The sequence below is a fragment of the Rhizobium fabae genome, from assembly GCF_003985135.1.
Classification (GTDB): domain Bacteria; phylum Pseudomonadota; class Alphaproteobacteria; order Rhizobiales; family Rhizobiaceae; genus Rhizobium; species Rhizobium pisi.
Window position 1 is genome coordinate 1 of record NZ_ML133657.1, and the last position, 13173, is coordinate 13173.

At 58.1% G+C, this 13173-nt stretch carries 10 protein-coding genes and 1 tRNA gene; 5 read left to right on the forward strand and 6 right to left on the reverse strand.

Translation table 11 applies throughout. The annotated features are described in order from the left end of the window. Positions 1 to 47 precede the first annotated feature (47 nt). Positions 48 to 124, forward strand: a tRNA-Met gene (locus EFB14_RS24415). Between the two features lie 202 nt (positions 125 to 326). On the opposite strand, the gene EFB14_RS24420 is transcribed toward EFB14_RS24415, so the two are convergent. Then, positions 327 to 2120, reverse strand: a complete 1794-nt coding sequence (locus tag EFB14_RS24420) for a tetratricopeptide repeat protein (RefSeq protein WP_164737580.1) — start codon at positions 2118 to 2120, stop codon at positions 327 to 329. A gap of 98 nt (positions 2121 to 2218) precedes the next feature. After that, positions 2219 to 4537, reverse strand: coding sequence for a membrane-bound PQQ-dependent dehydrogenase, glucose/quinate/shikimate family (locus EFB14_RS24425; RefSeq protein ID WP_126829210.1), 2319 nt, complete (start codon positions 4535 to 4537; stop codon positions 2219 to 2221). Positions 4538 to 4791: 254 nt separating this feature from the next. Between EFB14_RS24425 and EFB14_RS24430 the strand changes: the two genes are divergently transcribed. Both EFB14_RS24430 and EFB14_RS24435 read left to right on the forward strand, forming a co-directional pair. Then, positions 4792 to 5901, forward strand: coding sequence for an acyltransferase family protein (locus tag EFB14_RS24430; protein WP_126829211.1), 1110 nt, complete (start codon positions 4792 to 4794; stop codon positions 5899 to 5901). Positions 5902 to 6391: 490 nt separating this feature from the next. Beyond that, entirely contained in the window at positions 6392 to 6691 is a 300-nt protein-coding gene (locus tag EFB14_RS24435; protein ID WP_126829212.1) for a hypothetical protein, read from the forward strand. Between the two features lie 124 nt (positions 6692 to 6815). On the opposite strand, the gene EFB14_RS24440 is transcribed toward EFB14_RS24435, so the two are convergent. Further along, the gene (locus tag EFB14_RS24440) at positions 6816 to 7472 is read right to left on the reverse strand and encodes a sugar transferase (protein ID WP_126829380.1); all 657 of its coding nucleotides are present in this window, start codon (positions 7470 to 7472) and stop codon (positions 6816 to 6818) included. A gap of 451 nt (positions 7473 to 7923) precedes the next feature. On the opposite strand from EFB14_RS24440, the gene EFB14_RS24445 reads away from it, so the two are divergent. Further along, the gene (locus tag EFB14_RS24445; RefSeq protein WP_126829213.1) at positions 7924 to 8661 is read left to right on the forward strand and encodes a Crp/Fnr family transcriptional regulator; all 738 of its coding nucleotides are present in this window, start codon (positions 7924 to 7926) and stop codon (positions 8659 to 8661) included. Positions 8662 to 8844: 183 nt separating this feature from the next. Here EFB14_RS24445 and EFB14_RS24450 read toward each other — a convergent pair whose 3' ends face one another. Together EFB14_RS24450 and EFB14_RS24455 are read right to left on the reverse strand one after the other, a co-directional pair. Then, entirely contained in the window at positions 8845 to 9867 is a 1023-nt protein-coding gene (locus EFB14_RS24450; RefSeq protein WP_126829381.1) for a glycosyltransferase family 2 protein, read from the reverse strand. 25 nt (positions 9868 to 9892) lie between these two features. Continuing rightward, positions 9893 to 10804, reverse strand: a complete 912-nt coding sequence (locus EFB14_RS24455) for a glycosyltransferase family 8 protein (protein WP_126829214.1) — start codon at positions 10802 to 10804, stop codon at positions 9893 to 9895. 308 nt (positions 10805 to 11112) lie between these two features. Between EFB14_RS24455 and EFB14_RS24465 the strand changes: the two genes are divergently transcribed. Next, the gene (locus EFB14_RS24465) at positions 11113 to 11412 is read left to right on the forward strand and encodes a hypothetical protein (protein ID WP_126829216.1); all 300 of its coding nucleotides are present in this window, start codon (positions 11113 to 11115) and stop codon (positions 11410 to 11412) included. A 173-nt stretch (positions 11413 to 11585) separates the two neighbouring features. Here EFB14_RS24465 and EFB14_RS24470 read toward each other — a convergent pair whose 3' ends face one another. Next, on the reverse strand, positions 11586 to 13055 hold the full coding sequence (locus EFB14_RS24470; protein WP_126829217.1) for a hypothetical protein: 1470 nt from the start codon (positions 13053 to 13055) through the stop codon (positions 11586 to 11588). Positions 13056 to 13173: the final 118 nt, after the last annotated feature.

The window sequence follows — 13173 nt, forward strand, 5'->3', positions numbered from 1 at the left end:
AGGCGCTTTACGCAGCCGCGACAAATCCCAACAGGATTTGCGCTGGACGCGGGGTGGAGCAGCCCGGTAGCTCGTCAGGCTCATAACCTGAAGGCCGCAGGTTCAAATCCTGCCCCCGCAACCAAATTCCAAATACACCATCATCGACACAAAAGCCCGCCTCGTGCGGGCTTTTGTATTTGGTAACGGGTCGAGGAGTTAACCCCTAATCAGGGACCCAAAAGAAGGCCAAGCCCACCAAGCGGCACACAGAACTTCGAAGCATGCCTTAGAAGCCAAAAGCCTAAAGAAACCCCGGGAAAATCAACACCTTCGAACCTGTTTTCTCAGCATCGATCAGGATCGGGAAACATCAGTCCTGCCTTACGGAGCCCATCGACGCGGCGGTTGAAGTCCTCGGGGTTTTGAAATGGGAGGACGCGGCGGCGGCGTTCGATGGAGAAATCGGGGTTTATCTGAAGCGCCTTCTCCCAGGCCTGCCGGCTCTCCTCCATTCGGCCGAGGTGGCCGTAACATGACGCAAGCAGCGCATAGGCTGTTTCCGATTGGGGATTTTGCTGGAGCCGTCGCTGAATGGCAACAATCGCTTGCTCATATTCGCCGAGAGAAAATCGCGCATCGGCGAGAAATTGGAGCAGAATTTCCGGATAGTGTGGGTCAAGCCGCATCGATGCGTCAAGTGTCTCAAGGGCATCTGCGGGATCGCCGGAGAATATCTGGATATGGGCCATCAGTATGAGGAGTTCGGCAGAGTTGGGCGAAAGCTCGAGGCCTCGCAGCACCTCTGCTCGCGCCCGGTCCAATTCGCGGTTCCACATGCAGGCCATGCCCAGTGCGAAGTGGCCGGTTGGCTGTTCCTCGGCCATTTCCACTGCTTGCTGCGCGAGGTCCATGCCCATCCGCAGCGAGGCTTCCGGATCGCTGCTCCAGGCGTTGACGTAGTCGAGCACGTGGGTGAAGGACATGAGCGCCAGGGCCGCTGCATATTCTGGATCGATGGCGATGGCATCCGCCGCCAGGCTGCGGGCCGCCATGTTTCCGGTTCGGGTGTGGGCCGATGCCTGCTCCCGGCCACGCAACAAGAACTCGTAAGCGCCGACATCGACCGGGCGCCCTTGTCCTAACCGGCCCTGGTCGCGGTGCGTGAGGTTCAGCCTGAGCGCCGCCACGATTTCCTGTGTGAGTTCGTCCTGAACCGCGAAAATGTCGGTGAGGTCGCGATCGAACCGGCTGGCCCAGATATGTCCGCCGTTGTTTGCGTCGATCAATTGGGCGGTGACACGCACCCGGTTACCGGCCTTGCGCACGCTGCCCTCAAGAACATAACGGACGCCAAGCGCCTTGGCCATGTCAGGCACGGAAGCTGTGACATTCTTGTAGACGAAAGACGAGTTGCGGGCGATCACATGCAACTCGGATAGTTTCGAGAGGTCGGTAATGATGTCCTCGCTGATGCCGTCGGAGAAATATTCCTGTTCGGCGTCACCGCTCATGTTGTTGAACGCCAGCACGGCGATGGAGGGTTTGTCAGGAACGACCCTAACCGAAGGCATTTCCGTTGCGACCGGCTGCGCTTTTACTGGCGGCACCAGGGTGCTTCCGATCCGAAGGGAATAGACCCGCATTGGTTCGGCGATATTCTTAAGACGGATCGGGCCGAGATCGGTCACCGCAAGATCAAGACGCGCCTTCACCTGGCGATAAGCATCTTCCGAGAGGCAGATGGCGCCAGGCTTGGCAACGCCCTCCAACCGGGCGGCAATATTGACGCCGTCACCCATCAAGTCGCCGTCGCTCTCCTCCACGACATCGCCGAGATGAATCCCGACCCGGAATTCGATGCGGTGCTCAGGCTGGACACCGGCATTGCGCTCGACCATGGCTGTCTGAACTTCGATCGCGCAACGGACGGCGTCCACAACGCTGCGGAACTCGATGAGGCTTCCGTCTCCGGTGCGCTTGACGACGCGGCCATTGTGCACCGCGATGGTCGGATCGATCAGATCACTGCGCAGTGTTCGCAGCCGCGCCAAGATGCGATCCTCATCCGCACCGGCGAGACGACTGTAGCCGACCACATCCGCGACCAGGATCGCCGCAAGTTTTCGCGCCAAGCTCATAGCTTTTGTTCCTTGTCGGACCAAAATAGCACAGAGTGGCCGTTAACGTCGCCGAATCCTACCGCGGCGGTGTAACGCGGTTTTGAGGACTTGAGCGGTTAATCTCCGTCTTTGAGAGAAAAGGCGAGCACATAGTCGCTGGTGTCCTTCGAATATGGCGCCCCGCCGACCGAAATCAGGACATATTGCTTGCCGGTCTTCGGCGAGATGTAGGTCATCGGCGTCGCACTCGAGCCGACAGGCAGGGGATATTTCCAGAGTTCGGTGCCGTTTTCGGCATCATAGGCGCGAATGTAATAGTCCTGGAAGCCGGCGAAGAAGACGACGCCGCCGGCGGTTGCCGACGTGCCGGCGTAACTCGGCAGGCCCATGGGCATCGGAAGATTGGTCTTGAACTTGAACGGTCCGAGCTCCTCGGCGGTTCCGGCCGGCACCTGCCATGCAATCTTACGGGTGTTCAGGTCGATTGCCGTGACGGTACCGAACGGCGGTTGCGTGCAGGGGACGCGGAGCCTCGAGGTCCACATCTCGGTGGTCATGCCGTAGGGCGTGCCCCGCTGCGGGGCTGATGGCCCGTGCGCGGTCGTCGTCAGGGCAAAATCGACATAGTCTTTGCGAAGAACGAGCGCAAAGAGGCTGGGCACGCGGATGTCATTCATAAAAACCCGGTTGTTGGGCAGGTCGACGGAGACGCTTCCCCAGTTGAGGCCGCCGAGATTTCCGGGTTGCTGGATCGCCTGCTGCGTTCCGATCGGCGTGAAATCGCCATCGTAGCGCATGTTTCGAAAGGCGATGCGGCAGGCCAGCTGATCGAACATCGTCAGGCCCCAGGCCGTCTGCTCGCTCACATGTTCCGCGCCGACCGTCGGCATGCCGACGGAATAGGGTTGGGTCGGAGACAATTTCTCTTCCGGCGCGCCTCCCTGCTGAGGCACCGGTTTTTCCTGAACCTCGGCAAGCGGCGTGCCGGTCTGGCGGTTGAGCAGGAAAAGTTGCCCATGTTTGGTGGTCTGCAGCAGAGCAGGCACGGTGGCGCCATTGCCGTCGGGCAGGTCGATCAGCGCCGGCTGGGACGGCAGGTCGTAGTCCCAGATGTCGTGGTGTACGGTCTGGAACTTCCATCTCTCGCGACCGGTCGTCACATCGAGCGCCACCAACGTCGCATTGTACTGGTCGGCGAAGGCGGGGCGGTTGGCGCCGTAGTAGTCCGGGGTGGTGTTGCCGAGCGGCGCATAGATGAGGCCGAGCTTGTCGTCGAATGCGGCTGTCGTCCACATGTTGGGCGTCGCCCGGGTATAGGTCTGGCCCGCCGGCGGAAGCTTGGTGATCTCAGGATTGCCGAGATCCCATGCCCATTCGAGCTCGCCGGTGATGACGTTGAAGGCGCGGATGACGCCCGAGGGCTCGCCTGTTTCCTGATTGTCGACGACCCAGCCGCCGATGACGATCAGATTGCGGGCAATCAGCGGCGCCGACGTCTGGAAATAATAGCCTGCCTTGACCTCGCCCATGCCCTGGGACAGCTGGACGGTGCCATTGTCTCCGAAGTCCTTACACGGTGCGCCGGTCTTGCTGTCGATCTCAAGGAGACGGGCATCGATCGTCGTCTGCACCAGACGCTCGTTGCAAAGGCCGTCGGCCGACTGAGCCTCTTTTGGAATCTTGTAATAGCCGAGGCCGCGACAACGTTGCCAATAAGGCGCGGTCGCCTTCGGATCGAAGGTCCAGCGGGGTTTCCCGGTATCGGCGTCGAGCGCTGCAATCACATCCGTCGGCGTGCAGGTGTAGACCGTATCACCGATCTGCAGGGGCGTGTTCTGATCGGCGCCCTCGCTCTTGCCGGTGCGATATGTCCAGGCGAGGTTCAGCCTGGAAACATTGCCGCGATTGATCTGATCGAAAGCTGAATAGCGATCCCCTGCCGTGCTGCGGCCATAGGATGTCCAGTCGGAGGGCGTGTTGTCGCCTTTGGCCGCTTTGTAGGCGCTGATGTCGGCCGACGGGCTAACAACCCCATGCGGCGTGAAAGTAAGGCTAAATCCCGCAGCGAACAGGACGGCGGCGAGCAAGGCGCCGCCATGGAAGATCCTGCGATTGGCGTTCGGCGAAAGCGACGGGGCAAAGAGAAGCGCGAAGCCCGCCAGCGCAAGCGGGGACATCACGCGGGCAAAGAGCGCCCAAAAATTGAGCCCCGACTCCCATAGCGCCCATGGAAGCGTGAAAACGGCGACGAGCAGAACGATAAGGCCGCCGGATGCCTTCCGGCGCCACAGCAGTAGCGCGGCAACCAGATAGGCAAGCCCGACGATCGCGTAATAGGGCGAGCCGCCGAGGCTGAGCAGCAAGGCGCCGGCACCCGCCAGCCCCAAGCCGATGAAGGCGAGAACAATTGAGAACAGGATAGCCAGAAATTTCATAGTCCCCTCATCCAATTCGCCGCCCGATCATCCTATTTCATCCCTGACCGTCGAATGGCCCCTCGGGAGGCACAGGGCCACTCGCTTGATGGTCGGGTATCCGTCTTCGGGAGAGCGGCGCTTTCCCGTTCAATTTTTTCCTGATGTACCTCTGGTCACTGACACGCGTCCTCGTTGCAGCAAGGATGCGACGGCCGCATTGCGGCGGCAGCTTGCCATTCCAAATTGCGTCAATACTTCTGAAAGGGGCACAGATGGTTCTCGGCGAAAAGCTTGATCTGGCGAACGGGAGGCCGTCAGGATTCGACTATATGCGATTATTGTTAGCTTTTTCAGTGCTTTGGATACATACGGCGCGCGTCACATATGGCGATGACCTCTTCCTCTGGGAGTCGCCCCTTCGTCCGCTCCTCAAGTCCGTGCTCCCGATGTTCTTTGTCTTGAGCGGGTTCCTGGTGGCGGGCAGTCTCGAGCGATCGAAGACATTGATCTCTTTCTTAGGTAACCGGTTTATCCGAATCTATCCTGCACTCACGGTAGAGGTATTGCTGGCTGCCTTTATACTCGGGGCGATCTATACAGAGTATGACCTGCGTGACTATTTTACCGATCCGCAGTTCTTTACATATCTAATGAATGTCACCGGACATATTCACTTCAATCTTCCCGGCGTGTTCCTGGATAATCCTGACGCGGCGATGGTGAACGGCCAGCTCTGGACAGTGCCCTTCGAGCTCGAATGCTACATGGTGATCGCCGCGCTCTTCGTGCTCGGCGTGGTCAGGCGGCGCGTCATCGCCCTCATCGCAACACCGGCATTGATCATAGGCTTCGCCATTGCGCGATACTGGAAACACGAAAGCGATTGGGGCGTCATGCCGACGACCGCATCGGGCAATCTTCTCATTTGTGCCTTTCTGGCGGGGGTGACTTTCTATCTCTACAAGGACAAGATTGTCTGGGATGTTCGAATATTGCTCGTCTCCGTGGCGGTCATAGTGGGCGCCTATTGGTTCACATCCTTCGGGGATTTCATTGCTATACCGGCAATGGGGTATGTCACCGTCTTCCTCGGTCTCACCTCGCCCCCCAAGCTCAGCATCCTGCGCGGCGCCGACTATTCCTACGGCGTCTTCCTCTACGGCTATCCGATCCAGCAGGCGTTCGTGGCACTCGGGCCCTGGGCGCATAATTGGTGGTTGAACGGCATTGTCTGCAGCATCGTCGCCACCTGCTTCGCCGCCTTTTCCTGGAGATTCATCGAAAAGCCGGCGTTGAAATTGCGCAAGCAAGTCACCTGGCTCGAAAATCTCAGCCTGCAGCGTGGTGCAAAACGGGAGTTGGCGGGCGCGGTCTCGAAATAGGCTTCCCGATGCGGCCGGAAACTCCGGCCGCACGAATTCCATCGCCGGTGCTTAACCGATACAAGATTCGCAGGGCTCGCCATCGTTGCGAGCCCTGTTTCGTTGATGCATGCCGGTCGCTCGGCGCGTCTCAGCGCTTACCGCGTAAGCCTATGCTCGCACTCACCTTTTCATAACCGTCAAATGAAGGTCCGGTTCGGCGGAAGAGGGCGGTGGTTGCATCTCCAGCTCTTGTATAATCCCGCAACAGGCAAATCTTTCCGGTCGCGACATCCCTAGATTTCCCGGTTTTGGACGGTCACGCTCCTTCGCCGGATGAATAGTCGAATATTCCCCGGCGTGGTTCGGTCGGTTTGTTCGCGACGTCTTAGCGATATTTTAACGATAACGGATAAAATACTTCGATCGAACTTCGTTTCGACTTTGAGTTTTGTCGTGTCATCGAAGCTGGCGGCGGCAGCTTGAAGGAGGTCTGAAGAGAGGAGTCGTAATGCTGAAGAGCGTGCTCGTCGTGATTGCCGTCTCCATCGCCGCCGGAGCGACCATTCGCGCCTGGGCCTTTGCGGCTTTTGCATTTCTGCTGGTCACGGCCTTGGGCATCGTGATCCTGCTGAAGGGTTCCTCTTGGACGGAAGCGGTCGTTTCCTGTCTCGAGGTACTTGTCCTGATGGAAATATGCTATCTGGCTGGCCTGTTCGCTTTTTCCTTGTGGGGGCATATTCAAAAGCGCCGGAAAAAGAACGCCATCGTCGACCGTTCGCCTGCGACCGGCAAGGGCCCTAACGGATGAGGCCATTGCTGTTAAACGCTGCTGAGCTGCGCGAGAGATGCCCAAGGCGCGGCGCGATCTTTTAGAGTTGCCTACCGCGCCTCAAGTCTTTCGTTTTCCTGCATGTCGTGATTGCGCGGCATACTCAGGAGTCCAGCCTGGGCAATAGCGCGTGCCGGGAAAGCAGGGCGGAGAGCGTCTTCGCCATGATCACGAAGTCCCATGCGAGCGTCCAGTTGGACAAATATTCGACGTCGAGGGCGAGCCTGTTCTGATAGCTAGCGTCCTTGCGCCCACCGGTCTGCCAATGGCCGGTCAGGCCGGGGCGGACGGCCATGTAGGCATAGGCATGCTCACCGTAACGCGGCAATTCTTCTCTGGTGATCGCGCGCGGCCCGACCAGGCTCATTTGACCGAGCAGCACGTTGATCAATTGCGGAAGCTTGTCGAGGCTCGATCGTCCCAGGATATCGCCGACGACGGTTGCCTGCTGGTTGGGCGTTGCATCGGCGCTTGCCGTGCGGAACCTGCGGCAACGGAACTCTTTTCCTTTGTAACCAACCCGAATATGGCAATTGAAGAGGGGACCCCGATCACTTAGCGTGATGATGGCTGCCACGGACAGAAGGAGCGGCGACAGCAAGAATAGGAGACCTGCGGCAACAATGATGTCCAATGCGCGCTTTAGAATTCTGCTGATTAGATGAGATTGAGATGAATTGAACGGACGCCTTTCCTGTCGAGCCCTGGCGAAATCCTGCCAAGGTTCGGTGAGGTTTATGCCCTGATTTTTTCCCGCCACCCGCGTCTCCATCGGCCATTCGCAGAAATCACAGCCAAAGCTTGTTTTAATGCAGGTTTGGTGTCTGTGACCGCGGTCATATCATAGAATAAATTCTTTACGCCTATAAGTAAATTTTATGATTATTTGAAATAATTCATCTTGCTTTCTTGTAGAGATAAGATACTTCCTGTTGCGTATTTTGTTACTCAACGTTGTTATTATGTTTTCTGGTTTATGCCTTTGGTTGTTGGCCGTATTTTATTGTATAAAAGTCGTCATTCACCCAAAAATGGTTTTCAATGTCAGAATTATGTATGATTTTTATTATATATAAATATGAGCAATCGTCACAATTATGTATAGTTTAAACACGAAATTTTTATATTATTATTATTTGACTTTCTAATTTAATATACTACGAATGCTGTCCGACGATAACAAGCCAGTTAGTCTTCGTGGGGTTTCGCGTATGGACGGGTTAATTAGCACCAGAGACAATAGAGCCGGAAGAGTCGCCGCCCGAATGGGCGAGGCGGTTACTTGTGGTTCTGGTGCTGAATACGGTGGCAGAGCGGATTTGGATCACGAGTTCCCGTTTTCCCGGTCGAGTGTTCGGAAATTTCGTCGTGGTGAAGTCATTGCCGGCGCCGGTGTCCTGATCGACATGTTTGCCCGCGTCCAGCGCGGGATGGTGAGTGCGAGCGCGCCCTTGCCCGATGGACGGGAGTTCATCGTCGAAATCATTCCGAAGGGCGGCTTGATCGGAGAGTTGGAGGTGTTGCGCAGGCAGTCTCTCAGTCTCGAATATCGGGCCTCGTCGGACTGCGAGCTGCATTTCTTCGACGGTCGCTTGCTGCGGGAGTTATGCGCAAACAATCCGCAATTTCAGGTGAATATCCTGTCGAAGGCGCTGGCGCGTGTTTCCGAACTCGAACTGCGCCTCATTTCCAACGCCGGGGCGAATCTGAAACAGAGGTTGGCCCGGACGCTGCTGCGCCTTTCCGCCCTGTATAGAATGGATGCGCAGAATAGCGGCGACGAACTCGTCATCTCCCAACACGATCTCGCCGCGACGCTGCCTGCCTCGCGCGAAAAGGTCAACCAGTGCCTGCGGCGCTTGCGCGAGGGCAAGGTGGTCGATGGGGCACAAGGCAAGATCCGCATTCTCAATCGAAAAGCGCTGGAAGCTTATGCCGAGGGCGTGTGATCCCAAGCTTGAGGCGCCGCCTCGATAAAGGCCAATGAAATAGCAAAATCTATTCGAAACCCGCCGCCTGGCGGGTTTCGTTGTTTAACGGCATGCGAGGGATAGCCGGTGGATGTGGGTTGAAGCCAAGCCGGCGCAGTGGAGCATATCGCCGAAACCGCTGTCGGATTCGGGCTGTATTCCTTAGACTTCGCTCTCCGAAGCATTCTTCCAGTATTGCCACCCTTCGCCCTGGATCAGTCCATGATCAGAGAGGTCCTTCCAGCCTTTGTAGGTGCCGGTGTCGTCATAGACGAAGTGATCGATCTCCTTACTCGAGGAATAAACGGCATATTCCTCCGTATGTTGGGCTCGGTGCGCCGCATCGGCGACCTTATGAACGAAGGTCGACAGGAACTTGAAGTGCAGGAGGGCGCCGGATACGCCGGGCGCTCCGCGCATCTCGCCCAAATTCAGGGAAAGCGGCCAGACCTGGTGCGACGACTTGAGGAACAGACGTTCGCCGGCCACATAGACCAGCGGTATCTTGTTGAGCGCGGGACCATCCCAGAGCCGGTCGTGGAAATAGACGCGCCCGCGAACGCCGCCCTTGATCCATATCGTCGAATTGCGTTTGTCGAAGTGCGCGACATAACCGGATCGGTCGAAGAGATTGCAGATCTCGAGCGGATTTCGACCGGGTTCGCAAATGTTTTCGACAACGGGAAGCGGGCTGTACATGTCGATCATGACCGAACGGAGGGAGCGGCCGCCCATGGATTCGATATAGCCAGTCAACTGATCGATCGGCCGGGTGTCGCAATGCGGATAGACCAGGAACTCGTCCGCATCGACGTAGAGGACCCATTTGTCCCGGCAATGACGGTTGATGACCTCGTTGATCCAATCGTTTCCGAATCTCGCCGCCTTGTAGGATCCGTGAGCGGAGATCAGGGAGACGTCATCGAAGCCGGACAGCAATTCGACGGTGCCGTCCGTCGAGCCGTTGTCGATGCAGATGAAGTGCTCGAAGCCGAGATCGCGATAATATTGCAGAAAGAATGCCAGCCGATGCCCTTCGTCGCGGATCACGCAGATGAGGACGTGGCGAGCCCGCTTGAGGTCGCTGCGCAGCAGGTCGTAGCGAAGCTGCCGGGCCTTGAGCGAGCGACGAAGGCGGGCTTTGACAAAATGGGAGATACTGGCGGCGGAAGCGCGATAGCTCATTTCAGGTCGAACCAACAATGCATCGTCATACGGCATAGTCGCCGACCAGCAGGCTCTGGACCCGCGGATTGGGTCCATGATTCTCAATCGCGTGGTGGATGCGTGCTCGTATCGACCGGTATTTATACAGCACCTTACGATCGAAGCTTATTCCGCGATACAGCGAGTTGTAAATCGGATGTGCTTTGCGCAGGTCGACATAGACTTGGCTTTCCGTGTCGGTCCACGGAAAGAAGGTTCCATGCCAGGGCTTCGGATGCGCCATATAATGGACGATCGACAAGGACGACATGTTCACGAGATGGAGGAACTGCTTGGGAAAATTCCAACGGTTCGATATGAGGATGAGCGAGGAGCCGCAGACGTAGTTCAATGCGCCCTGATCATGTTTGCCGTCACATGCTTCGGGATTTCTGGCAAAAAGCTCAAGCGCCTCCTGCCCGATCCAGCCGTTGCGATGGAACTTCAGCACTCCGGCGTTGAAATAGTGGCTGTCCTTTCCCGTGTCGAGAAAGTCGTGGATCGCCGTGTAATCGCGTGCCGCGAAAAATCTGCCCTCGGGAACGACAGCGCTTTCGAACGCGCCGAGATCGCTGACGATCTGGGTATCCCCATCGAGGTAGATGATCTGGGTATAGTTGGCAGGCAGGACTTCGCAGAGGACCAGTTTGGCCATCGTGCTGACGCTGATGCGGCCCTGAAAATGCGAACTGTCGAGCTTGCCGAGTGAGTCCTTCAGCGCTTCGGTCGCATCGATCAATTCGACCCTGCTTGCCGCAAGCAGTGCTTTCAGCTCTCCGAAATTGTCCAGATGCTCCGACATGAGGACGCAGACATCGGTTGCCGGGCTTGCGAATTTGCGAGCCTGAAGCGCCGAGAGGATAGTCGGAAACGAATACTCTACGTCCGTGACGTAGACGAGGCACTGATTGTTCATGTCATTACCCTTCCGGTTGCCTGCAACAGGAATGAACCGTTGTTGTCTTTCAGGTCGAGGGAACAGTTGTTGATTGAGCCGGCAGACCTGTCGTAAGACGGTCCGGTCCGGTATATATTGCGGGTGGCAGCCCTGCCTGTTGGATGGAGCAGCGTCTGGTTGCTGGCGGCTTTTGGGTGTTTCGTTGTTGAGATATTCGCCATGAAAAGTGCCTTGCCTGTCTCGAGGCAGTGTTTCGATATCTTGGCCCGCCGTAGGAGGATTTCTGCGCGGACCACTCTCGGGATGCAGAGGGAAGGAGGATTGTCATGCTGATCATCACACTCGTGGCCGCGCTGGTTTCGATCGCTGCGGGCGCTTTCATCCGGGCCTGGGCCTTCGCAATATTCGCATTCCTCGTGGCAATCGGCTTCGGCGGCGTGGCTTTCGCGGACGGGTCTTCGGTGATCGCGGCGACGCTTTCCGGCGTCGCCATCCTCGCTCTCATGGAAATCGGCTATGTCGCGGGTGTGTTCCTGTCGGGATTTGTACGGCGCAGCGCCAGATTGCGGGAAAACAGGTCCGCCCCAGACAATGTCGCTGCCACGAGTGAGCATCAGCAGAGCTGACGGCGGGATAAAAACTGCAGCGCATCCATCCAGAGACGGAGGGGCGCAGCTTTCAGACCGCTTGATTTCACCGGCAATCCTTGAAGGATGCATCGCCGCCGACCGGCCGGGCCGGCGCATGGCAGCGGCGCATTGCCGCCGTCTCTCGCCATGATGGAAGTTCGGGCCGGCCGTCATCGCGTTGCAAACGTCGGCGTTCTCGTAAGAGATGCCGATGCCTCCGGTGGACGCCGGGTTGCGAGTGTTCGAGTGGTTGGACGCCGCGCGATGTAGGGGCCAGTGAGGCAGCCCACCGCCAGACCGGCGGTGGTGCTGAACAGCAGGCCGAGATCGGTGCCGCTTCCTGAGATCGCCGCAGAGCCGATCTGCGCGATGGACGCCATGATGGCGGCGTTTCCGATCGCATGCGTCTCCCGATCGCCCGATATGCGCCGGCCGGACGACCTCACAAGACTATACAGGAAGGTGGCGAAGAGAAGGGTGCCTGATAATCCGACATTGGACAGCAATGCGGCGATGAAGCTTGAGGCTCGAACCGTGCCGAGCCCGGCGCCGAAGGTGGCGGTATCGACGAAGGCGATCAATGCCAGCGTGTTCCAGGCGGTGCGCTCTTCGCCGGATTGCGACTGAAGCTTGTCCGATACAGTGGTGTTGACGAGACCGGCGATGGAATCCCACGCATCGGGGACAAGGCTGAGCGCGACGATGGCGCAGGGGATCAGGAACAGCGTGATCACCAGGAACGTCACATGCGAGGCGGCGGTAGGGCCGCGGATCAGTCGTTTCAGGCAGAACAGCACGAACATGCAGACGGCGAAGATACCGGCAATATAGGCGGTGGTCGACGTGCACAGGACGATCGTCGGGCAGATGAGGAGAGTTGCAAGCCCCGCCATGCGGCTTTGAACGCGCTCCAACCAAAGCATGAGCGTGAAGGAGAAATAAGCCAATGCGATCGCGCCGTAGATGCTCGCCTCAGGAAAGGGGCCGACGATGCGCTTGAAGCCGTGGATCGCCTCGGCCGTATGCATCGTATAGTTCGCGTTCCTGATGATATCGAGCAGGTGCGACTGGCCGGTGAGGAAGGTTCCCCAATCGATGAGCGCGAAGGCAAAGCACACGATCGAGGCGATGATCAGCTGCTGCGCGATGAAACGGGCGTATCCGAGCCTTGCAAGCCCAGCTACGACGGCAAAGCAGGCGAGGTCGCCGAGCAGATAGACGGACTGGCTGAGATTAGACGAGCCTGGGGCGAGCGGAGCGGCCACCGTCGACATCATGCCTGATGGGTCTCGTGCGGAGGAATAGACGAGGGTCGCGCCGGCAAAGATGCGGGGCAGGAAGAAGGATGACACCACCGAAAACAGGATGTAGGCGGCAAACCAGAAACCGGGACCCGGATAGGCGAGGCTGGCGAGCGCGGCCTGCATCTGAACGGGGCGCAGCAGGACGGCCGCGACGAGAAAAAGCACCAGAAGATGGCTCGGCTGAATGCTGCTGCCGCCAAGCGCTGGCAGCTGGAGAGCCGCTGCGGCGCCCAGCAGCGTCAGCAGGCAAAGGATCACCATGGCGAAGCGCGCGCCGTTGACCATGCAGAGCACGCCAAGGAGCAAGGTCATGAAACCGATCGGTTCTATCGACATGCTTCCGATCCCGATCCTAGAGGTGAACCGCCGAAGCAGCGCTTTTGCCGAAGGCCGGCATCCATCTTTCGGCGTATCGCCCGGAGCGAAAGCCGCCAGCTGTTTTCGATGATCACAA

Excerpts from the sequence above, each read along its gene's own strand:
- EFB14_RS24420 (WP_164737580.1), bottom strand. The coding sequence starts at position 2,120 with ATGAGCTTGGCGCGAAAACTTGCGGCGATCCTGGTCGCGGATGTGGTC.
- EFB14_RS24425 (WP_126829210.1), bottom strand. The coding sequence starts at position 4,537 with ATGAAATTTCTGGCTATCCTGTTCTCAATTGTTCTCGCCTTCATCGGC.
- EFB14_RS24430 (WP_126829211.1), top strand. The coding sequence starts at position 4,792 with ATGGTTCTCGGCGAAAAGCTTGATCTGGCGAACGGGAGGCCGTCAGGA.
- EFB14_RS24435 (WP_126829212.1), top strand. The coding sequence starts at position 6,392 with ATGCTGAAGAGCGTGCTCGTCGTGATTGCCGTCTCCATCGCCGCCGGA.
- EFB14_RS24445 (WP_126829213.1), top strand. The coding sequence starts at position 7,924 with ATGGACGGGTTAATTAGCACCAGAGACAATAGAGCCGGAAGAGTCGCC.
- EFB14_RS24450 (WP_126829381.1), bottom strand. The coding sequence starts at position 9,867 with ATGAGCTATCGCGCTTCCGCCGCCAGTATCTCCCATTTTGTCAAAGCC.
- EFB14_RS24455 (WP_126829214.1), bottom strand. The coding sequence starts at position 10,804 with ATGAACAATCAGTGCCTCGTCTACGTCACGGACGTAGAGTATTCGTTT.
- EFB14_RS24465 (WP_126829216.1), top strand. The coding sequence starts at position 11,113 with ATGCTGATCATCACACTCGTGGCCGCGCTGGTTTCGATCGCTGCGGGC.
- EFB14_RS24470 (WP_126829217.1), bottom strand. The coding sequence starts at position 13,055 with ATGTCGATAGAACCGATCGGTTTCATGACCTTGCTCCTTGGCGTGCTC.